This window comes from Rhizobium sp. P28RR-XV, assembly GCF_012641385.1.
In the GTDB taxonomy this organism is placed as follows: domain Bacteria; phylum Pseudomonadota; class Alphaproteobacteria; order Rhizobiales; family Rhizobiaceae; genus Rhizobium.
On the sequence record NZ_JABAIG010000013.1, the window covers coordinates 56714 to 77491 of the forward strand.

Here is a 20778-nt window from a genome sequence, read left to right on the forward strand (position 1 = left end):
AAGCATTCATGGCTCGCATTGACCAGAGCGAGGATTGGCGGGACCGCCACGCGCCCTCAATCAGCACATTCGAATCTCTGGCGATGGAGGCGTATAGCCATCTGCCGGAGGAATTCCGCTCGCTCACCGGCAACCTCATCATTCTCATCGAGGATTTTCCCGATGATGAGGTATTCGACGATATGGCGCTGGAGACCCCCTTCGATCTGCTCGGCCTCTTCGAGGGACGCGGCATCTCTGAGCGCTTTACCGCCCAGACCGGCGACATGCCCAACAAGATCCGCCTCTACCGCCGGCCGATCATCGATTACTGGGCTGAAAACGAGGAAACCCTCGGCGATATCATCACCCATGTCCTAATCCACGAGATCGGCCATCATTTCGGCCTGAGCGACGAGGATATGGAGCGCGTCGAGGCAAGCGCCGAGGAAGCGACGGATCGCTGATACCAGCCCGACCGCAAGACGGCTGGGTGAAGAACTTCAGTCGCTTACTGCTCGGAGAGCTTCATCTCCGGATCGTAATCCTTGCCGGCCACGTTCTTGACGACGGCCTGGCCGCACTGCATCTGGCCGCTCGCGGCATTGAAGGCGTAGGTCGGCGAGCCCGACAGCTCCCAGCCCTTGTTCAGCGCCGCGGTCACCTTGTGGCAGAAGGAAGCGTCGTCGGGGCCGGTGAGGAAGCGGTAGAGTTTCATCAAAGGATCTTTCGTAACGTATCAGTCCTTGCCCTGAGCCTGTCGAAGGGCAATGGAGCGCTGCTCGATCAGGCGAGCTTTATGGACCAGTCTTTCCGCCTGGACAAGGTGCAGCCGCTCCACCATTCGCCCGTTAAGGTTCACGACATTAAGGGCGTCGGCACCCGGTTCGGCAAAGGCTGATATGATGGCTTCGGCCTCGGCGATGGCTGTTACATCGGGGCTGAAATGCCGGTTGGCCGGCTCGATCTGGCTCGGATGGATCAGCATCTTGCCGGCAAAGCCCATGATGCGGCCCTGGCCGCATTCCGCTTCGTACGCCTCCGCATCCCTAAAATCGTTGAAAACGCTGTCGATGGCCTCAAGCCCGTAGGCGCTAACAGCAAGCACTACCTGCATTAGCCAAGGCACGAGATAGGCGCGGTCCGGCCGCGGCAGGACGCCCGTTTCCTTTCTGAGGTCGTTGAGGCCGACGACAAAGCAATCGAGCCGGCTGCCCGCCGTTCGCCCGGCCTCGGCGATCGAAGCAGCGTTCAGGATACCGCGCGGCGTCTCGATCATTGCCCAGATACGCAGGCTTTCCGGCGCATCGGCTTCCGCGAGCCTGTCGCTGACAACAGTCACGTCCTGCGGCCCGTCCACCTTGGGCAGGAGCACCCCATCCGGCTCCAGCTCCACCACCAGCGCCAGGTCGTCAGCCCCGAAATTGGAGGAAAGCGCATTGATGCGTATGATCCTTTCCTTGCCTGGCAGCGGCGAGGCCACGAAAAAGGCCCGCAAATTCTCCCGCGCCTCGGCTTTCTTTTCCGGCGAGACCGAATCCTCGAGATCGAAGATGACGGCGTCGCAATCGAGGCTCGAAAGCTTTTCCAGCGCGCGGCGGTTGATGGCGGGAACGCTTAAGACCGAGCGGCGCAGACAGGCGGGACGGGAAGGGGAGTTTTGGCTCGCAGATTGGCTCATTGTGCCGTTTTGCCGCGCTTTTAATCGCCAGGCAAGTCAACAAAAAGCCACGCTCCTCTTGCAGAGGGGAAGAGAGAGGACCACATTGCTGGGAGTAGAGAGGTCTCGACCATGCAGAATATCCGTTCCCTGTTCATCGCGCTTGCCGGTATCACCGTGTTTGCGGCCATGGCGTTGTTTACCGTTTCGGTCACGCTTGCCGTCGGCGGTATCCTGACCGTGCTCATGGCAGCCCGCGCGATTTCGCTTCGCATGAAGCCGGCACCGGTGCATGCCAAGGCAAAGGCGAACGGCCAGCGCGAAATGCGCATCTGGAACGACGGCCGCGGCACGATCATCGACCTTTGAGTCGAAACAGGTGAAGGTAGCCCCTCCCGGGCTACCGAACGCATTCGCCAAGCTCGGACACGGCTCGAAGAATGGAATGCGACCCAAAGCGCCGCGGTTTAGAGCATATCCAAGATTCTCCTTCATTTCGGACCGGATTTGCTCTATTGGCAGGATAATTCGTGCTTAGACGAGAATGAAGGCAGGACCCCATGGACAAGTTCGTGAAGTTGACCGGTGTCGCAGCACCCCTCCCGGTCGTCAATGTCGATACCGACATGATCATCCCAAAGGATTATCTGAAGACCATTAAGCGCACGGGTCTGGGCAAGGGCCTCTTCGCTGAAGCCCGCTACAATGAAGACGGCACGCCAAACGAAGATTTCGTGCTGAACAAGCCGGCCTACCAGAACGCCAAGATCCTCGTCGCCGGCGACAATTTTGGCTGCGGTTCCTCGCGTGAGCATGCTCCGTGGGCGCTGCTCGACTTCGGCATCCGCTGCGTCATCTCGACCAGCTTCGCCGACATCTTCTACAACAACTGCTTCAAGAACGGCATCCTGCCGATCAAGGTCAGCCAGGAAGAGCTCGACAAGCTGATGGACGACGCCTCGCGCGGCTCCAACGCCATTCTGACGGTCGATCTGGAAAACCTCGAAATCACCGGCCCGGATGGCGGCTCGCTCAAGTTCGAACTCGACGAATTCAAGCGCCACTGCCTGCTGAATGGCCTTGACGATATCGGCCTGACGCTGGAAAAATCCTCCGCGATCAACGATTTCGAGAAGACGAACGCCGCATCGCGCCCCTGGGCCGCCTGATCGGTTTATCGTTATTTTTCGCATTTCAAAGCCGGGCCTCGCGCCCGGCTTTTTTGTTGTCAGACTTTTGAAAACACCGCCTCTCTCATCCCCTGTAATATGATCGACAAGAAGCGGGTCCATACAGGCTGCCGAGACCCTTCGGGCCTCTCCCCACCCTAATTCTTCCCCACGCAATGGAGCCTCTCCATGACCTCCCTTCCCATTGTCGGCGCCGCCATGACGCTTGACGACGTTGAAATCCATCGCAACTGGCTGCTCGAAAAGCCGCGCGACCTGGAACTGCAAAGCTTCGTCGAAGCCGAAGTCCTGAGCGGCGACTGGACCCCGCTCGCCGAGCGCGCTCGCAAGCTGCTCGCTGGCCATCAGGGCCGCCTTGGCATCCATGGCCCGTTCTGGGGCTTCGTCATCGCCTCGCAGGACCCGGATATCCGCGCCGTCGTCTCCAAGCGCCTCCTGCAAGCGCTCGACGTCTGCGCCAATATCGGCGCCACGCAGATGGTCATCCATAGCCCCTATACGTCCTGGTCCTACAATAACCTCGACAACAACAAGGGCGAGCGCGAGAAGATCATCGAATATACACATCAGACGCTCAAAGAGGCTGTCAAGCGCGCCGAAGACATCGGTCTGACCATGGTCATCGAGAATATCGAGGACAAGGATCCCCATATCCGCGTCGGTCTTGCCGACAGCTTCCATTCGCCCGCCGTCGCCGTTTCGATCGACACCGGCCATGCCCATTACGCCCACGGCTACACCGGTGCACCGCCGGTCGACTATTATGTACACGCCGCCGGCAACCGCCTGCAGCATGTCCATCTGCAGGACGCGGACGGCTATGCCGACCGTCACTGGAGCCTCGGGGAAGGCAATATTCACTGGCGCGCCGTCTTCGCCGCCCTTGCCAAGCTCGACAGCAATCCGCGTTTGATCATCGAGATCAAGGACAAGTCGAAAATCCCGGCATCGGCCGCTTATCTGGCATCGCTTGGATTGGCCGAGTAAGCAGACTCACTGCCCGCCCTCGTGGTGAGGTGGGAGCCCTGAGCCTGGCGAAGGGCGACTCGAACCACGAGGGCGGATGGTTGCCCTCAAAAGCCCGAAAACCGTACCGTTTCGGCCCGTTCCTCGCTTGAAAAGCCGCATTTGCGGGTCTAAGAACCCGCAACTTGTTTTTTTGTGGAGGCTTCCCATGACAGTGCGCAATCTCTTCCTCCTGCCGGGCGACGGCATCGGTCCCGAAGCCATGGGCGAAGTTCGCAAGATCATCGCCTACATGAACGAAGCGAAGAATGCCGGCTTCGTCACCGACGAAGGTCTTGTCGGCGGCAGCGCCTATGACGCGCACGGCGCGGCGATCTCTGATGCCGACATGGCAAAGGCGATGGCCGCCGACGCCGTGCTCTTCGGCGCCGTCGGCGGCCCGAAGTGGGATGCAGTCCCCTATGAAGTGCGCCCGGAAGCCGGCCTGCTGCGCCTGCGCAAGGATCTGCAGCTGTTCGCCAACCTGCGTCCGGCCATCTGCTATCCGGCACTGGCATCCGCTTCTTCGCTGAAGCCGGAGCTGGTCGAAGGTCTCGACATCCTCATCGTGCGCGAGCTCACCGGCGGCGTCTATTTCGGCGAGCCGAAGGAAATCATCGACCTCGGCAACGGCCAGAAGCGCGGCATCGATACCCAGGTCTACGACACCTATGAGATCGAGCGCATTGCCGGCGTCGCCTTTGAACTGGCACGCACCCGCAACAACCGCGTCTGCTCGATGGAAAAGCGCAACGTCATGAAATCAGGCGTGCTCTGGAACCAGGTCGTCACCGCGACGCATAAGGAAAAGTATTCCGACGTGCAGCTCGAGCATATGCTGGCGGATGCCGGCGGCATGCAGCTCGTGCGCCAGCCGAAGCAATTCGACGTTATCGTGACAGACAATCTGTTCGGCGACATGCTGTCCGACGTCGCGGCCATGCTGACCGGTTCGCTCGGCATGCTGCCGTCCGCTTCGCTCGGCGCGCCCGATGCCAAGACCGGCAAGCGCAAGGCGCTCTACGAGCCGGTGCATGGCTCGGCCCCCGATATCGCCGGCAAAGGCATTGCCAACCCGATCGCCATGATCGCCTCCTTCGCCATGTGCCTGCGTTACTCCTTCGGCTTGGTTGCCGAAGCCGATGCGCTGGAAAAGGCGATCGCCAACGTCCTCGACAGCGGCATCCGCACCGGCGATATCATGTCGGCAGGCAGCCGCCAGGTCGGCACCGCCGAAATGGGCGACGCCATTCTCGCCGAATTCAAGGCCCTCTCGGCATAAGCCAGATAGATCGCCTGATATATTTCACGTGAAACACACAACCCCGCCCTGCAGCGCAGCGCGGGGTTTTCAGTACGAGGAGCCAGCAGTGAGCTTCGAATCGACGGACCGATATCCGCGATCTTAAAAATACTGTTACAGGAGCCTGCTAGTCGTCCAACTGATTGGAAATCAAAATGGGCGATGATTATGCAGGCGATCTTGACGTCTCTCGACAGGCGTTGGCGGCGAAGCGATGCGGCACTTGCACCGTCTCACTGGAAAATCTGCCTTTTTCTGACAGCCAATATCGTGCTTCTTTCGGCACTTCTGTTCGACTGGCCTGTCGGGGCCACCGTCAAGAACCTTTCGCCACCCCTTCACTTCTTCGGCAAGATGCTGACGGATTTCGGCGATTCCGAATGGATCATCATCATCAGCGCTTTCCTCTTCTTCGAGGGCTGGGTCGGTAGCCGTCTGCTGCATTCGCAGCGCTGTCGCTGCAAGGCGTTGCGTATCTGCCAGATCGGCGGCTATCTCTTGACGACTATCGTGCTTTCCGGCCTTCTCGCCAATCTGCTGAAGCGCGCCATCGGCCGCGCCCGCCCCACCCATTTTGCCGATTGGGGACCTTTTGGTTTCTCGCCGTTCAACGGCCGGGCCAGCTTCGAAAGTTTCCCGTCAGGCCATGCGACCACCATCGGTGCCCTCTTCGTGGCGCTTGCTTTCATGTTCCCGCGCTACCGCTACATCTTCGCTGCCTGTGCCCTGTGGCTGGCGATCACGCGTGTCATGGTCGGCGCGCACTATCCAAGCGACGTCATCGCCGGCCTGGCCCTCGGCGGCTGGTTTTCCTTCATGACGGCGATCGTCTATTCCCGCTACGGCGTGCTTTTCCGCATCAATGCCGCTGGCTGGCCGACGCCGAGATGGCAGCTGTTTAAGGGCGGCAAGTCAGGACAAGCCAACGCTTGATCTGACCCATACCATCGAATCAAGCCGCGCCCGCGGCGGGTCAAGGCAATTGGGTTCGACCGTCCTCTGGCAGGCCCTTGACGGCAGCTTTCAATGGCGATCGCGTCGTAAAGGTTGCCAAGCCCGCCGCACATTCATATATCTGGCAAGCGGGTCGCCGAAGACGGTCAACCCGATTTCGTTCTTTTGCGATGAAAATCATGGATGCCGGACCGATACGTTTGAGCGAAAGGCAGATGGGATTGATCTCCCGGGCACTTGCCGAGCCGCGACGCGTGCAGATCCTGAAGGAAATCGGCACGCGTAGCGAACCCATGCCCTGCAGCACGCTGAACGAGTGCCACACCGTCAGCGCCGCAACAATGTCCCATCATATCAAGGAGCTTGAGAATGCCGGTCTCATCGAGATCCACCGGGACGGCAAGTTCGCAAACCTTGTGCTGCGTCGCGATACGTTGAACGCCTATATGGCGGAACTTTCCAAGATCTGACGATTCCGGCTGCGCCATCAGCATATTTTGCCTGGGCTCTTGTATCAGTTAGATGCTTATCTAAATATCAAAGTGACGATGCGGATCGGTTTTCGGGTCGCATGCGCCAAATGTTTCGATGATTGTGAAACTGTCTAATAATTTCTGAAGGAAGATAACATGAGCAAACTGGCAGGCAAGGTCGCGATCGTGACCGGAGCATCCAAGGGAATCGGTGCAGGCATCGCCAAGGCGATGGGCGAGGCGGGAGCGGCGGTCATCGTCAATTATGCCTCGAGCCGCGAAGGTGCCGACAAGGTTGTGGCTGAAATCGCCGCCAAGGGCGGCAAGGCGCTCGCCGTCCACGGCGATGTTTCCAAGGCGGACGATGTCAAGCGCCTTTTTGACGAAACGAAACAGGCCTTCGGACGCGTCGATATCCTCGTCAACAACGCCGGTGTCTACAAATTCGCGCCGATCGAGGAATTCGCCGAGCAGGAATTTCATCGCCAGTTCAATATCAACGTCCTGGGCACATTGCTCGCCACGCAAGAGGCGGTGAAACATTTCGGCTCCGAGGGCGGCAGCGTGATTAACATCGGCTCCAACGCCGTCAGCATGAACTTGCCAACCGCTTCGGTTTACACGGCAACCAAGGCCGCCGTGAATTCCATCACCCAGATCCTCGCCAAGGAACTCGGTTCACGGAATATCCGGGTCAATAATCTGGCGCCCGGCGGCGTCGAAACCGAAGGCGTCGTGGCGGCGGGCATCATCGGCACCGACTTCGAAAAGCATCTCGTCTCTCAGACGCCTCTCGGCCGTCTCGGTCAGCCGACGGATATCGCTCCGGTCGCCGTCTTCCTCGCTTCGCAGGATGCCGCCTGGGTGACCGGTGAAACCATCTATGTTGGCGGTGGCCTTAAGTAATTGAGCATTGCGGAGCTGCCCTCCCACAAAAGAGGGCGGCTCGTTCAGCGGCTGTAGCCACACGGTGGGCCTATACTTTAGTAAGCGATTGCCAAACGGTCCTATTTTCCTATCTAGTATGCGTGTTCGGGTTTTCCGGCTAGAACCGCAGTCGACTGTGCCGCCAAGCCGCGCATCTCGCCCGCGAAATTTCAAAACGATCCTGTCTTCAATACGATCCCGCGCAGCAGCGAATGTCATCGAACTCCCCTAAGATCCGCCGGCGATCGCTGTCGTGAACAACAAACGGAGGACATCTTATGAATACCGCCAATACCAAGTCGAAACTGGGTACGCGCACCAATCTCAGCGAGGAGGCGACACGCGATATTTCCGCAGCCTTGAGCGCCCTGCTGGCGGATGTCTTCGCCCTCTATCTGAAAACCAAGAATTTTCACTGGCACATGAGCGGACCGCATTTCCGCGATTACCACCTGCTGCTCGACGAGCAGGGCGAGCAGATTTTCGCGATGACCGACCCCATGGCCGAGCGTGCCAGGAAGATCGGCGGAACGACCCTGCGGTCGATCGGCCAGATCGCCAAGCTGCAGCGCATTCCGGACAATGATGCCGAATATGTCGATCCGCAGGACATGCTTGCCGAGCTGGCGGACGACAATCTCAAGCTCTCTGCCGAAATGCGCGCCGTTCACGACGTCTGCGACGAGTACGGCGATGTCGCCACTGCCAGCCTTCTTGAAAACTGGATTGATGAGACCGAGCGCCGTACCTGGTTCCTGTTCGAATCCACCCGCATGTCCAACCGCTGATACCAGAAGCAGCTGGCCTTCGAACGCGACAGGTCGAAGGCGAAGCTCAATGATCCCGATTCCTCGCTCCCGCATCGATAGACCCCGCGTCGATGGGAGCGAGGAAATCCTTGACTCCTGTGGAAAACATCTTAGAACCGGCGACGGAAAAGGAAGACTTCCATGGTTCGCTTCGAACAGCTCGATAGCTTCAGTCACCTGGCAGACCATGCCGGGCGGGATGTCTATTTTCCGGTTTCTTCCAAAACCAAGGCCAAAACGACGACGAAAACCGTCTGACGTCTCTGGCCTGCCGCTCTCTCCCCGGCTCGGCTGGGGACAGGACCCGTCGCCGATGGCTGCGGTTCCCCCCTCGCCCAAGAGGAGAGAAGAGAAAGAGAGCTTGAGAAATGGGTTTCAAAGTTGCAGTAGCGGGCGCGACCGGGAATGTCGGCCGTGAAATGCTCAATATCCTGGTCGAACGCGGCTTTCCGGCCGATGAGGTCGTAGCGCTCGCATCGGCCCGTTCGCAGGGAACCGAAGTCTCCTTCGGCGACCGGACGCTGAAGGTTTCCAACCTGGAGAACTACGATTTCTCCGACACCGACATCTGCCTGATGTCGGCCGGGGGCGACGTCTCGAAGAAGCTCTCGCCGAAGATCGGCGCCCAGGGCTGTGTCGTCATCGACAATTCGTCGGCCTGGCGCTACGACGCTGACGTGCCGCTGATCGTTCCGGAAGTCAATCCGGATGCAGTCGCGCAGTTCACCAAGCGCAACATCATCGCCAACCCGAATTGCTCGACCGCGCAGCTCGTCGTCGCGCTGAAGCCGCTGCACGACTTCGCCAAGATCAAGCGCGTCGTCGTCTCGACCTATCAGTCGGTTTCCGGCGCCGGCAAGGACGGTATGGACGAACTGTTCAACCAGACCCGCGCCGTTTTCGTCGCCGACCCAATCGAGACGAAGAAGTTCACCAAGCGCATCGCCTTCAACGTCATCCCGCATATCGATAGCTTCATGGAAGACGGCTACACCAAGGAAGAATGGAAGGTTCTGGCCGAAACCAAGAAGATGCTCGATCCGAAAATCAAGGTCACCTGCACGGCCGTGCGTGTGCCTGTTTTCATCGGCCACTCGGAATCGGTCAATATCGAGTTCGAAAACGAGATCACTGCCGATCAGGCTCGCGACATTCTGCGCGACGCTCCTGGCTGCCTCGTCATCGACAAGCACGAAAACGGCGGCTACATCACCCCTTATGAATCCGCCGGCGAGGACGCGACCTACATTTCGCGCATCCGCGAGGACGCAACCGTCGAGAACGGCCTCAACATCTGGGTCGTCTCCGACAACCTGCGCAAGGGTGCCGCGCTCAATGCCATCCAGATTGCCGAGCTGCTCATCAACCGCGGCCTGATCAAGCCGCGCAAGCAGGCTGCATAAGGATCCGTAAACCAATTTACGGTTTATAAATTCTTGCCAGCTAAGCAGGATCGAATGAGAGCCTCGCCATTTCGGATGAAAGGCGGGGCTTTTACAAATGGGCGTGGCGATCAATGTTTCACGTGAAGCGGAACATTGATCGCTAAAATGAGATAATGACAGAACGGTCGTATGCTGGCATGGTCCGGTGGCGGCTAGACAGCGCATAAGCCTGGAAACTGGAGGGTTTATGCGCTTTTCAAAAACGGTTACCGCGTTCGCGGCGCGGTGAGAATTCGGGGACACTGAATGCGCATCACAAAGTCTGGAATGGCAACTCTCGTGGCGGGCGGGTTGTTGCTGGCGACGCCGATTGCCGCAAATGCGGCCTCCTGTGGCAACACTTCCGCCGGTTTCGAGAATTGGGTGCAGGAATTCAAACGCGAAGCGCAAGGACAGGGCGTCAGCCCCTCCGTCCTCGACAGAGCCTTCGCCAACGTTCATTACAACCAGCCCACCATCCGCGCCGACCGCGGCCAGAAGAGCTTCAAGCTTTCCTTCGAGGAATTCATGAAGAAGCGCGGCGGCCAGACAATCATCAATCGCGGCAAGAGCATGAAGCAGGCCAATGCGGCGCTCTTCGCCAGGATCCAGAAGCGCTTCGGCGTACCCCCTGGCCCGATCATCGCGATCTGGGGCATGGAAACCGGCTTCGGCGGCTATATGGGCGACCAGCATACCCTTTCGGCGGTTTCGACCCTGGCCTATGACTGCCGTCGCTCGGCATTCTTCACCGAGCAGCTCTACTCCGCCCTGAAGCTTGTCGGCGAGGGCTACCTCAGCCCGTCGGCGCGAGGCGCGGCCCATGGCGAAATCGGCCAGACGCAATTCATGCCCAAGAACGTCGTTGCCTTCGGCGTCGACGAAGATGGTGACGGCAGGGTCGACCTTGTGGGATCGCGCGCGGATGCACTGGCTTCGACCGCGAACTTCCTGCGTGGTCATGGCTGGCAGCCGGGCGCCGGCTATCAGCCTGGCGAGCCGAATTTCTCCGCCATTGCAGGCTGGAACGACGCAAGGGTCTATCAGCAGGCGATCGCCTATATCGGTCAGCAGATCGACGGCAAGTAAGCCGGACCATGGCCGGGGACCCGCTAAGGGGACGACGGCGACCGAAATGAAAAAGGCGCTGCGACCGGATGGTCCGCGGCGCCTTTTTCATTTGATCTGCATCTGACCTTACACGTCGGGCCGGATGAAATCGCGGGTTTCGGGATCCATGACCCACAATTCGCCGGTCGAAATATCGAACCACGCGCCATGCAGGTGCAGCTTGCCTTCTTCTTCCCGCGCCTTGATCTCCGGAAAACTACGCAGGTTGTCGAGCGAGTTGCGGATCGAAATGCGCTCCAGCGCCGTCTGACGCTCGGTCTGCGTCATGATATCATTGCTCTGGATCTGTTCGGCTGCCGGCTTCAGCAAGCCCATCCATCTTCCGATGAAATCGCCCGGCGACAGCGGCTCGGCATCGGGATCGAGGGCGGCACGAATACCGCCGCAGCGGCCGTGGCCCATCACGACGATATCCGAGACCTTGAGCGATAACACGGCGAACTCCAGCGCCGACGAGGTCGCATGGAAATTGCCATCAGGCTCATAGGGCGGCACCATATTGGCGACGTTGCGAATGACGAAGAGCTCGCCCGGACCGGCGTCGAAGATGATCTCCGGCGCCGAACGGGAGTCACAACAGGCAATCACGAGGGTCGATGGATTCTGGCCAAGCTCCGCCAGAGTGCGGTAGCGTTCGCGCTCATCGACGTAACGCCCGCTCATGAAGTTGCGATAACCGTTCAAAAGGGTGTCGGGAAAGCTTTGCATGACATTGGATTACAGCGCAGTTTGGCCGATGGCAACTGTTGCGCTGCAAAAAGCGTTAACCACCGCAAACCGCTATTTCTTGCGCCGTTGCGCCGGGTGGACGAGATGCCGCAGCTGCACCATCGCCATCGGCGTCGACAGGCTTGTTGAATCGGCGGCGAGCGTCAGCTCATCGCTGCCGCGCTTCACCGCGCGCGCCAGCACCTCGTAGACGCTGGCCGTCGTCAGCTGCAGCGCCCTTTCCTCATCCATGCCGGAAAGCAGACGCGACAGGAACACGGCCGACAAGAGATCACCAAGCCCGTTTGGCGCCCCCTCGACGCTGCGATGCTCGGCAAGCAGTGCGTTTCGGCCGCTGAGATAGAGGTTGCCGATGCCGCCGGCCATCATCGGCACTGCCGACGTCACCAGCATGCGCGACGGTCCAAGGGCAAGGGCCGCTTCCATGATGGCGTTATTGTCCTCGAGCGGAGCACCGGCAAGCCAGGCAAGCTCATAACGGTTCGGCGTTGCCAGCGAGGCCAGTGGGATCAGGAGATCGCGGATCGCTTCCGCCGTCGCCTCTGGCACATAGAGCCCGCCGGCATCGCCGATGACAGGATCGCAGGCATAGAGGAGATGTGGGTTCTTTTTCCGCAGGGCCGTCACCAGCCTGGCGACCGAGCGCGCCTGCGCGGCATTGCCGAAATATCCAGAGAGAACCGCTTTCACCTCGGAAAGCCAGGGTGCCGCGATGAGATCGTCGATGGCGTGGCCGAAATCCGTCTCGCTGAAGGTCAGCCGCGTCGAGCGACCATGGCCTGGATGCCAGGGCAGAACGACGGTCGGCAGTGCCCAGACGGGGTGGCCGAGCGTTTCCAGCGCGAAAACGGCCGCCCGATTGCCGACGGAGCCTCTAACAACATGGCTGGAAATGACGATAACGGCGCCGGGCGACATTTGCGACATGATGCTTGCTTTCAGTTCAGGGCTTCAAACTGCAATGGCGCCGTTGATGATCCCTTTCGCGCCACTCTGTCAACCGCGCTTCACAGAGTCATGAAAACCTCTGTTGACGAGCTTCTTCCGCCAATTTCATGCCGATGTTCATCTGCTTTGCATCGGAAGCGCATATTCCGGCAAAATTCTTGAAAAAACGAAGCGAAATCGATCCTAAAGCAACCAAATCCGCATTCTTTTTGCCAGTTTTTTCGCTAAACCTTCTGCTACTGTGGTCAAAATTCGAAAAATCGGGAGAAATTTCATGGCGCCCAGAACCAATCCGAAACGGGAAAAACAGATCGAAGTGGCACGCAAAATAGCCGCTGCCTCGGGCGAGGCACACCTCGATCCCGAAATCCTGTTCGGCCGGGCCAGCAATGACGATATGGAGCGATACACTCCGGAAATGCTGGCTCTTGCCGCGGCGCACGCGGCCAGGGAACTGGCAGCCTGGAGCGGTACCTCTCCGCGCGTCAGCATCGAACAGGTCGCCCATGTCGAGCCCGATGGCGCCGCCGTGTCGATCCTCTCGATCACCGACCACAACATGCCCTTCCTTTACGAATCGATCATGGGCGAGGTGACCAGCAGCTACCGTGATCTCTATATGGCGGTGCACCCGATCCTGGTCGTCGAGAAGGGCAAGCAGCCAAGCCTCTATTCCGCCGATCACCCGAGCGACCCTGCCCATCGCGTCAGCCATATCCAGCTTCATCTCTCGCCATTGACGGCGGCACAGGCAGCGGACCTGACCAAGCGAATCCAAAGCGTGCTCGACCAGACGCATCTCACCGTTTCCGACTGGAAACCGATGCTGTCGCGCCTCGACACTGTCATTTCAGAGCTTTCCACCTATGAGGCGGCCGGCCGCCGCAAGAACGATCGCGACGAGGCGCTTGCCTTCCTTGCCTGGCTACGGGATGGCAACTTCACTTTCCTCGGCATGCGTGAATATGTCTATTCCGGCAAGGGCGCCAACGCCAAGGTGGAGCGCGATCGTGGCACCGGCCTCGGCATCCTCTCCAATCCGGACGTGCGCGTTCTGAGGCAAGGCAAGGACGCCGTCACCACGACGCCGGAAATCCTCGCCTTCCTCGACGGCCCGGATTTCCTGATCGTCACCAAGGCCAACGTCAAGTCGATCGTCCACCGCCGCGCCTATATGGATTACGTCGGCGTCAAGCGCTTCGACGCCGACGGCAACGTGACGGGCGAGCTGCGCATCGTCGGCCTCTTCACCTCCACGGCCTATACCAGCGCTGCCGCCGAGGTGCCGTTGCTGCGCTCGAAGATCCAGAAGGTCAAGGATCACTTCGGCTTCGATCCCACAAGCCACTCCGGCCGCATGCTTGAGAACACGCTGGAATCCTATCCCCGCGATGACCTCTTTCAGATCGATACATCCCTGCTGGCAAGCTTCGCCGAACAGATCAACGACCTGGCCGACCGGCCGCGCGTGCGGGCGCTGCCGCGCATCGACCATTTCGACCGCTTCGTTTCGGTAATCGTCTATGTGCCGCGCGAGGAATACGATTCCGTCGTCCGCGAGAAGATCGGCAACTACCTGAAGTCAGTCTATGACGGCCGCGTCTCGGCTTATTATCCGGCTTTCCCGGAAGGCGGCGTGGCGCGCGTGCACTTCATTATCGGCCGCAGCGCCGGCAAGACGCCGCATATTCCGCAGGCCAAGCTCGAAGAGGCGATCCGCGCCATCACAGCCCGCTGGGACGAGCGCTTCGTCATGCTGGCAGGTCCGAAGGCACCGAACATCTCCGTCAGCCAGGCCTTCCAGGAAGCCTTTTCGCCGGAAGACGCCTTTGCTGATCTGCCTGACATCACGGCGACCGCCGGCGCCGAACCGATCCGCATCGCCTTCTATATCCGCAAGGACGAAGCCGGCGACATCCTCTCGCTCAAGATTTTCCATGGGCAGGGCAATCTGGCGCTGTCGCGTCGCGTACCGCTCCTCGAAAATCTCGGCTTCAACGTCATCAGCGAGCGCACCTTCGATATCTATGTCACGGGTAGAGACGGCTCGACCGGCCATGTCGTGCTTCACGATATGGAGCTCGAGGCTCGCAGCGGCGTGACGATCGATCTTGCCCGCCATGGCGCGGCACTGGAAGAAGCCTTTCTTGCTGCCTTCGGCGGCACGATCGACAACGACGCCTTCAACCGGCTGATCGTCTCCGCCGATCTCTCCGCCCGCGAAGCCAACGTGCTTCGCGCCTATTCCCGCTATCTGCGCCAGGCCGGCATCGCCTATTCGCAGGATTACATCGCCGCGACACTGGACAAATACCCGCGCATCGCTGCCTCGCTTTTCCGCCTCTTCCACGACACGCTTGATCCGAAGCTCAGCGACAAGAACCGCACGAAGAAGATCGTCGACCTACATACAGGCATCGAAACCCAGCTTGCCGATGTTCCGAGCCTCGACGACGACCGCATCCTGCGTCGCTATGTCAATGCCATCGACGCTACCCTGCGCACCAACTATTTCCAAGGGAATGCGGACGGCACGCCGAAGGCCATGCTGGCTTTCAAGCTCGATCCGAAGCTGCTGGATGGCTTGCCCGAGCCGCGGCCCTTCCGCGAAATCTTCGTCTACGGCGTCGAGGTAGAGGGCGTGCACCTGCGCTTCGGCAAGGTGGCGCGCGGCGGCTTGCGCTGGTCTGACCGCGCCGAGGACTACCGCACCGAAGTGCTGGGTCTTGTGAAGGCGCAGCAGGTCAAGAATGCGGTCATCGTGCCCGTTGGCGCCAAGGGCGGCTTCTATCCGAAGAAGCTCCCGGTCGGCGGCAGCCGCGACGAAGTCTTCAATGCCGGCCGCGACGCCTACAAGACCTATATCCGCACGCTGCTGTCGATCACCGACAACATCTCCGGTGCCGATATCATTCCGCCGGCCGACACCGTTCGGCTCGATGGCGACGATCCTTATTTCGTCGTAGCCGCCGACAAGGGCACCGCCACCTTCTCCGATACCGCCAATGCGCTGGCGCAGGAAGCTGGCTTCTGGCTGGGTGACGCCTTCGCTTCGGGCGGCTCGGCCGGTTACGACCACAAAAAGATGGGCATCACCGCCCGTGGCGCCTGGGAAACCGTCAAGCGCCACTTCCGCGAAATGGACATCGACATCCAGACGACGCCTTTCAATGTCGTCGGCGTCGGCGACATGTCCGGCGACGTCTTCGGCAACGGCATGCTGCTGTCGCCGAAGATCCGCCTGCTCGCCGCCTTCGACCATCGCGACATCTTCATCGATCCAGATCCGGACATGGAAAAGACGCTTGCCGAGCGGCAGCGCCTCTTCAACCTGCCGCGCTCCAGCTGGCAGGATTTCGACAAGTCCGTTCTATCGAAGGGCGCCATGATCATCTCGCGCTCGGCAAAATCGGTCGCGCTGACGCCGGAAGCGGTCGCCGCCATCGGCATCGACAAGTCGGTCGCGACGCCCTTTGAGATCATGACGGCAATCCTCAAGGCACCGGTGGACTTGCTGTGGTTCGGCGGCATCGGCACCTATGTCAAGGCAACCGCTGAAATCGATTCGGAAGTCGGCGACCGCGCCAACGATCCGATCCGCATCACGGCTGAAGAGGTTCGCGCCAGGGTGATCGGTGAGGGCGCCAATCTCGGCGTCACCCAGAAGGGCCGCATCGCCTATGGCCTCAAGGGCGGCCGCTGCAACTCCGACGCCATCGACAATTCCGCCGGCGTCAACACCTCGGACGTCGAGGTCAACATCAAGATCGCGCTCGCCAACGCCATGCATGACGGTCGCCTGACACGCGCCAAACGCGATATCCTGCTGTCATCGATGACCGACGAGGTCGGGACCCTGGTATTGCGGAACAACTATCTGCAATCCCTGGCAATCTCGCTGACGGAGCGCAAGGGCACCGGCAACGGCCTGGAACTCAGCCGCTTCATGAGTGTGCTCGAAGCAGCCAAGCAGCTCAACCGCAAGGTCGAGACCCTGCCGGATGATCAAACCTTCGCCGAACGTTATGCCAATGGACGGCCGCTGACCCGCCCTGAAATCGGCGTGCTGCTCTCCTACGCCAAAATCGTTCTCTTTGACGCGATCGTTGCGAGCGACCTGCCTGACGATCCCTATTTCGCCGCAACCCTCAGCCGCTATTTCCCAGCCAAGATGCAGCGCTCGAACACCACCGATATCGAAAGCCATCGCCTGCGCCGCGAGATCATCGGCACGGCGCTTGCAAATGAAGCGATTAACCGTGGCGGCCCGGGCTTTGCGGTCAGTATGATGGACGCGACGGCCGCATCGGCCGCCGAAGTCGTCAAGGCGGCCGTGATCGCCCGCGACGGCTTCGACCTCGACCGGCTCTGGAACGAGACCGACGCGCTGGACGGCAATGTCGGCGGCCAGATGCAGAACCGCGTCTATGGCGAGATCACCGAGGTCTATACTGCGCTGACGCGGCTCCTCTTGAAGACCGGCGCCGCCAAGGGCGACATCGAGGAAACCGTTAGCCGGCTTCGCTCGGCCTTGAAGAAGCTGCGACCCGTCTTCCTCAGCCATATCCCGGCGGATTTCGCGGCCGAGATCGCTACACGCGAAGCGGAATATCAGACCGCAGGCCTGCCGGAAAAGCTGGCTTCGGAGATCGCGACGATCTACGCGCTCGTCCTCGTTCCGGAAATCATGCAGATCGCCGAACGCACCGGCGATACGCTGAACCGGGCGGCGGAAAGCTACTTCACCGTCTCGCAGACCTTCCGAGTCGGCCGCCTGCTGCTCGCCGGGAGCCGGATCGTCACCGGCGACCACTATGAGAGCCTTGCCCTGGCGCGCAGCCTCGACCAGATCGCCGGCGCCCGCCGCGATATCGTCATCTCCGCGCTGTCGAACCATCCGAAGGACAAGCAGCCGGTCCAGGCATGGCATGCGGAAGATCGTATCCGCATCAACCGCATCGCCGAAGAACTCGGCGGCCTCAGCGAAAGCGGCGATCCCAATCTCGCCCGCATCACTGTCGCCGCAGGCCTGCTCAGCGATCTTGCGAACGGCCGGGCAAGGTGACACAGTCCGCCCCAACCCGGCAAACAAACGGGTGAGGGAATAAGGGGCAGGATGTGGTAGCGACTGAAATCGACAATCCCGTGCCGGCAAAAGTGCCGGCGCGCGGCATCTGGGGCTGGATGTTCTTCGACTGGGCGGCTCAACCCTTCTTCACTGTTGTTACCACCTTCATCTTCGGCCCATATTTCGTCGCACGGCTGACGGCCGATCCCGTCTCCGCACAGACGACATGGAGCAACATGGCGACGATCTCTTCGGTGATCATCGCCATCCTTTCACCAGTCCTCGGTTCGATCGCTGATCAATCCGGCGCCCGCAAACCCTGGATTGCCTTCTTCGCCGTCATCAAGATCGTCAGCCTCGTCTGTCTTTGGGGAGCAGCACCCGGATCGCCTGTGATCTATCCGGTGATCTTCATGATCCTCGCTTCGATCTCGGCCGAATTCTCGATCGTCTTCAACGATTCGATGATGCCGCGGCTGATCGGCAAGGACGATGTCGGCAAGCTGTCGAACGCCGCCTGGGGGCTCGGCTATCTCGGCGGCATGATCGTGCTGATCACTGTCGTCGCCCTGCTCGCCGGCAATCCGCAGACCGGCAAGACCATTCTCGGCCTGACGCCGCTTTTCGGCCTCGATGCGACGCTCGGCGAGGATGCCCGCATCACCGGGCCGATTTCCGCCGCATGGTATCTCATCTTCATCCTGCCAATGTTCTTGTTCACGCCGGATGCCGACCACGGCCTGCCGCTTCGCGCCGCGGTTCGCTCGGGCCTGCGCGAGCTATCGGCGACCCTGGGCGAACTGAAGCGCAGGCGCGGCATCAGCCTCTTCCTCATCGCCCGCATGATCTATCAGGATGGCGTCAACGGCCTGCTGATCCTCGGCGGCACCTTTGCGGCCGGCATGTTCGGCTGGGCGACGATCGAGATCGGCATCTACGGCATCATCCTCAACATCATCGCCATTTTCGGCTGCTTTGCCGCCGGTTATGTCGATCGCTGGCTGGGCTCGAAGACCACGGTCGTCATCAGCCTGACCTTGCTGCTCGTCGCCACCTTCGGCATCATCTCGACCGGGCCGGGCTTCACGCTCTTCGGTCTCGTGCCGTTCTCGACCGTCAGTTCCGGCGGTCTGTTCGGCACGGCGGCGGAAAAGGCCTATATCGGCTATGGCCTGCTGATCGGCATCGCCTTCGGTCCCGTACAGGCCTCCTCGCGCTCCTATCTCGCCCGCAGCGTCATCCTCACCGAAGCCGGTCGTTATTTCGGCATCTACGCCCTCTCGGGCCGCGCCACCAGCTTCATGGCGACGCTGTTCTTCTCATTGGTGACCTATTGGAGCGGCTCGGCCCGCCTCGGCATGGCGACGCTCGTCATCTTCCTCGCCGGCGGCCTTCTGCTTCTGCTGCCGACGCCCTATCCGGCCGATAAGGTAACAAAGTAGGCAAAGAAAATCCCGATCGGAAAACCAACCGGGATATAAAATTTGCCAACTAGGTATATCCGCCGCTTAGTGGCGGAAGTGACGGATGCCGGTGAAGACCATCGCGACATTATGCTCGTTGGCTGCGTCGATGACTTCCTGGTCGCGCATCGAGCCACCGGGCTGGATAACGGCCGTCGCACCCGCGGCGATCGCCGAGAGCAGGCCGTCGGCAAAGGGCAGGAAGGCTTCGGAAGCGACGGCGGAACCACGCGTCAACGGCTCGGCAAGCCCCATGGCCTTGGCCGCTTCCTCGGCCTTGATGGCGGCGATGCGGGCGGAATCGACGCGGCTCATCTGTCCTGCGCCAATGCCGGCCGTCTGGCCATCTTTGGCGTAAACGACGGCATTCGACTTCACATGCTTGGCGACACGGAAGGCGAATTTCATGTCTTCCAGCTCCTGCGCCGTCGGCGCACGCTTGGTGACGACCTTGAGGTCCATGTCCTCGACCAAAGCGTTGTCGCGGTTCTGGACAAGCAGGCCGCCGGAGACGGTCTTGGCGGTCAGCCCGGCGGCACGCGGATCGGGCAGGGCGCCGACCGAAAGCAGGCGAAGGTTCGGCTTGCGGGCGATGATCGCCTTGGCTTCCTCGCTGACCTCTGGCGCGATGATGACCTCGGTGAAGAGCTTGACGATCTCTTCGGCGGTCTCGGCATCGAGCAGGCTGTTGAGCGCAATGATGCCCCCGAAGGCCGAGACGGAATCGCAGGCGAGAGCCCGCTTATAGGCTTCCGCCAGGCTCGGGCCGGTGGCAACGCCACAAGGGTTGGCATGCTTGATAATCGCGCAGGCCGGACCCTTTTCCGGCAGGAACTCGGCAACGAGTTCATAGGCGGCATCGGTATCGTTGATGTTGTTGTAGGAAAGCTGCTTGCCCTGGATGAGCGTCGCCGTGGAAACGCCCGGGCGGTTTTCGCCGGTCACGTAGAAGGCCGCTTTCTGGTGCGGATTCTCGCCGTAGCGCATCTCCTCACGCAGGACCCCGCCGATGACGCGATGGCGCGGCGTGGCGATATCGAGCGCTTCGGCAAACCAATTGGAGATCATCGCGTCGTAAGCAGCGGTGCGGGCAAAGGCCTTTGCAGCCATACGCTTGCGGAAATCGTAGGTCGTTTGGCCGGCGTCGGCGGAAAGCTGCGCCAGCAGTTCGGCATAATCGGCGGGATCGGTGAGCGTTGTCACATAGGCATGGTTCTTCGCCGAAGCACGGATCATCGCCGGGCCGCCGATATCGATATTCTCCACCGTGGTCGGGTAATCGCCGCCAGCCTTGCGCACGTCTTCGAAGGGATAAAGGTTGATGACGGCAAGGTCGATGCCTTCGATCCCATGTTCCTTCATCGCAGCCTGATGCTCGGCGTCGTCACGGATGGCGAGCAGGCCGCCATGCACCTTCGGATGCAGCGTCTTGACGCGGCCGTCCATGATTTCGGGAAATCCCGTCACGTCCGACACGTCGGTCACGGCAAGGCCGGCCGCCGCGATCGCCTTATGCGTGCCGCCAGTCGACAGCAACCGCACGCCCTGTTCGCTGAGCGCGCGCGCCAGCTCGACGATGCCGGTCTTGTCGAAGACGGACAAAAGCGCTGTTTTCACTGTCACCTTGTCGGGAGCGGGAATTTTCTTGGAAACGACGGCCATGGGGGTTTCTCCGATCTAGCATGAGGAGACGAGATGTCCGGCGGAAGTGGCGC

18 protein-coding genes are annotated in these 20778 nt (G+C 60.5%); 13 read left to right on the top strand and 5 right to left on the bottom strand.

The annotated features are described in order from the left end of the window. Window positions 1–8 precede the first annotated feature (8 nt). A complete protein-coding gene (locus HGP12_RS25830; protein ID WP_168841940.1) occupies window positions 9–446 on the top strand; it encodes a metallopeptidase family protein in 438 nt (145 codons plus the stop codon). 44 nt (window positions 447–490) lie between these two features. Here HGP12_RS25830 and HGP12_RS25835 read toward each other — a convergent pair whose 3' ends face one another. Both HGP12_RS25835 and HGP12_RS25840 read right to left on the bottom strand, forming a co-directional pair. Beyond that, a complete protein-coding gene (locus tag HGP12_RS25835; RefSeq protein WP_168841939.1) occupies window positions 491–697 on the bottom strand; it encodes a DUF1737 domain-containing protein in 207 nt (68 codons plus the stop codon). Between the two features lie 21 nt (window positions 698–718). Further along, complete coding sequence (locus tag HGP12_RS25840) at window positions 719–1660, bottom strand: CoA ester lyase (RefSeq protein WP_168841938.1); 942 nt, start codon at window positions 1658–1660, stop codon at window positions 719–721. Between the two features lie 111 nt (window positions 1661–1771). On the opposite strand from HGP12_RS25840, the gene HGP12_RS25845 reads away from it, so the two are divergent. From HGP12_RS25845 to HGP12_RS25890, 10 genes are all read left to right on the top strand, one after another. After that, entirely contained in the window at window positions 1772–2008 is a 237-nt protein-coding gene (locus HGP12_RS25845) for a hypothetical protein (protein ID WP_168841937.1), read from the top strand. 191 nt (window positions 2009–2199) lie between these two features. Beyond that, window positions 2200–2808, top strand: coding sequence for a 3-isopropylmalate dehydratase small subunit (gene leuD, locus HGP12_RS25850; RefSeq protein ID WP_168841936.1), 609 nt, complete (start codon window positions 2200–2202; stop codon window positions 2806–2808). Window positions 2809–2997: 189 nt separating this feature from the next. Beyond that, entirely contained in the window at window positions 2998–3816 is an 819-nt protein-coding gene (locus HGP12_RS25855; protein ID WP_168841935.1) for a sugar phosphate isomerase/epimerase family protein, read from the top strand. Between the two features lie 187 nt (window positions 3817–4003). Next, window positions 4004–5116: a 3-isopropylmalate dehydrogenase gene (gene leuB / locus HGP12_RS25860; RefSeq protein WP_168841934.1), complete on the top strand. Its 1113-nt coding sequence runs from the start codon at window positions 4004–4006 to the stop codon at window positions 5114–5116. A gap of 189 nt (window positions 5117–5305) precedes the next feature. Beyond that, window positions 5306–6070, top strand: coding sequence for a lipid A 1-phosphatase LpxE (gene lpxE, locus HGP12_RS25865; protein ID WP_168841933.1), 765 nt, complete (start codon window positions 5306–5308; stop codon window positions 6068–6070). A 236-nt stretch (window positions 6071–6306) separates the two neighbouring features. Further along, a complete protein-coding gene (locus tag HGP12_RS25870; protein WP_168841932.1) occupies window positions 6307–6561 on the top strand; it encodes an ArsR/SmtB family transcription factor in 255 nt (84 codons plus the stop codon). Window positions 6562–6720: 159 nt separating this feature from the next. Next, a complete protein-coding gene (locus HGP12_RS25875; protein ID WP_168841931.1) occupies window positions 6721–7470 on the top strand; it encodes an SDR family NAD(P)-dependent oxidoreductase in 750 nt (249 codons plus the stop codon). Between the two features lie 299 nt (window positions 7471–7769). Continuing rightward, entirely contained in the window at window positions 7770–8279 is a 510-nt protein-coding gene (locus tag HGP12_RS25880; RefSeq protein WP_168841930.1) for a Dps family protein, read from the top strand. A gap of 389 nt (window positions 8280–8668) precedes the next feature. Beyond that, window positions 8669–9703 carry an aspartate-semialdehyde dehydrogenase gene (locus HGP12_RS25885; protein WP_168841929.1) on the top strand — a complete coding sequence of 345 codons (1035 nt, stop codon included), beginning with the start codon at window positions 8669–8671 and terminating at the stop codon, window positions 9701–9703. 288 nt (window positions 9704–9991) lie between these two features. Next, the gene (locus tag HGP12_RS25890; RefSeq protein ID WP_168841928.1) at window positions 9992–10813 is read left to right on the top strand and encodes a lytic transglycosylase domain-containing protein; all 822 of its coding nucleotides are present in this window, start codon (window positions 9992–9994) and stop codon (window positions 10811–10813) included. A gap of 108 nt (window positions 10814–10921) precedes the next feature. Here the strand turns inward: HGP12_RS25890 and HGP12_RS25895 are convergent, their stop codons facing one another. Together HGP12_RS25895 and pdxY are read right to left on the bottom strand one after the other, a co-directional pair. Beyond that, the gene (locus HGP12_RS25895; protein ID WP_168841927.1) at window positions 10922–11563 is read right to left on the bottom strand and encodes a carbonic anhydrase; all 642 of its coding nucleotides are present in this window, start codon (window positions 11561–11563) and stop codon (window positions 10922–10924) included. A gap of 72 nt (window positions 11564–11635) precedes the next feature. Then, the gene (gene pdxY / locus HGP12_RS25900; protein WP_168841926.1) at window positions 11636–12511 is read right to left on the bottom strand and encodes a pyridoxal kinase PdxY; all 876 of its coding nucleotides are present in this window, start codon (window positions 12509–12511) and stop codon (window positions 11636–11638) included. A 295-nt stretch (window positions 12512–12806) separates the two neighbouring features. Here pdxY and HGP12_RS25905 point away from each other — a divergent pair, with 295 nt between their 5' ends. Then, window positions 12807–17597, top strand: coding sequence for an NAD-glutamate dehydrogenase (locus HGP12_RS25905; protein ID WP_168841925.1), 4791 nt, complete (start codon window positions 12807–12809; stop codon window positions 17595–17597). Window positions 17598–17650: 53 nt separating this feature from the next. After that, window positions 17651–19042, top strand: coding sequence for an MFS transporter (locus tag HGP12_RS25910; RefSeq protein WP_168841924.1), 1392 nt, complete (start codon window positions 17651–17653; stop codon window positions 19040–19042). A 66-nt stretch (window positions 19043–19108) separates the two neighbouring features. Here HGP12_RS25910 and purH read toward each other — a convergent pair whose 3' ends face one another. Continuing rightward, the gene (gene purH, locus HGP12_RS25915) at window positions 19109–20725 is read right to left on the bottom strand and encodes a bifunctional phosphoribosylaminoimidazolecarboxamide formyltransferase/IMP cyclohydrolase (protein ID WP_168841923.1); all 1617 of its coding nucleotides are present in this window, start codon (window positions 20723–20725) and stop codon (window positions 19109–19111) included. Window positions 20726–20778 lie beyond the last annotated feature (53 nt).

Excerpts from the sequence above, each read along its gene's own strand:
- HGP12_RS25830 (WP_168841940.1), top strand. The coding sequence starts at position 9 with ATGGCTCGCATTGACCAGAGCGAGGATTGGCGGGACCGCCACGCGCCC.
- HGP12_RS25835 (WP_168841939.1), bottom strand. The coding sequence starts at position 697 with ATGAAACTCTACCGCTTCCTCACCGGCCCCGACGACGCTTCCTTCTGC.
- HGP12_RS25840 (WP_168841938.1), bottom strand. The coding sequence starts at position 1,660 with ATGAGCCAATCTGCGAGCCAAAACTCCCCTTCCCGTCCCGCCTGTCTG.
- HGP12_RS25845 (WP_168841937.1), top strand. The coding sequence starts at position 1,772 with ATGCAGAATATCCGTTCCCTGTTCATCGCGCTTGCCGGTATCACCGTG.
- leuD (WP_168841936.1), top strand. The coding sequence starts at position 2,200 with ATGGACAAGTTCGTGAAGTTGACCGGTGTCGCAGCACCCCTCCCGGTC.
- HGP12_RS25855 (WP_168841935.1), top strand. The coding sequence starts at position 2,998 with ATGACCTCCCTTCCCATTGTCGGCGCCGCCATGACGCTTGACGACGTT.
- leuB (WP_168841934.1), top strand. The coding sequence starts at position 4,004 with ATGACAGTGCGCAATCTCTTCCTCCTGCCGGGCGACGGCATCGGTCCC.
- lpxE (WP_168841933.1), top strand. The coding sequence starts at position 5,306 with ATGCAGGCGATCTTGACGTCTCTCGACAGGCGTTGGCGGCGAAGCGAT.
- HGP12_RS25870 (WP_168841932.1), top strand. The coding sequence starts at position 6,307 with ATGGGATTGATCTCCCGGGCACTTGCCGAGCCGCGACGCGTGCAGATC.
- HGP12_RS25875 (WP_168841931.1), top strand. The coding sequence starts at position 6,721 with ATGAGCAAACTGGCAGGCAAGGTCGCGATCGTGACCGGAGCATCCAAG.
- HGP12_RS25880 (WP_168841930.1), top strand. The coding sequence starts at position 7,770 with ATGAATACCGCCAATACCAAGTCGAAACTGGGTACGCGCACCAATCTC.
- HGP12_RS25885 (WP_168841929.1), top strand. The coding sequence starts at position 8,669 with ATGGGTTTCAAAGTTGCAGTAGCGGGCGCGACCGGGAATGTCGGCCGT.
- HGP12_RS25890 (WP_168841928.1), top strand. The coding sequence starts at position 9,992 with ATGCGCATCACAAAGTCTGGAATGGCAACTCTCGTGGCGGGCGGGTTG.
- HGP12_RS25895 (WP_168841927.1), bottom strand. The coding sequence starts at position 11,563 with ATGCAAAGCTTTCCCGACACCCTTTTGAACGGTTATCGCAACTTCATG.
- pdxY (WP_168841926.1), bottom strand. The coding sequence starts at position 12,511 with ATGTCGCAAATGTCGCCCGGCGCCGTTATCGTCATTTCCAGCCATGTT.
- HGP12_RS25905 (WP_168841925.1), top strand. The coding sequence starts at position 12,807 with ATGGCGCCCAGAACCAATCCGAAACGGGAAAAACAGATCGAAGTGGCA.
- purH (WP_168841923.1), bottom strand. The coding sequence starts at position 20,725 with ATGGCCGTCGTTTCCAAGAAAATTCCCGCTCCCGACAAGGTGACAGTG.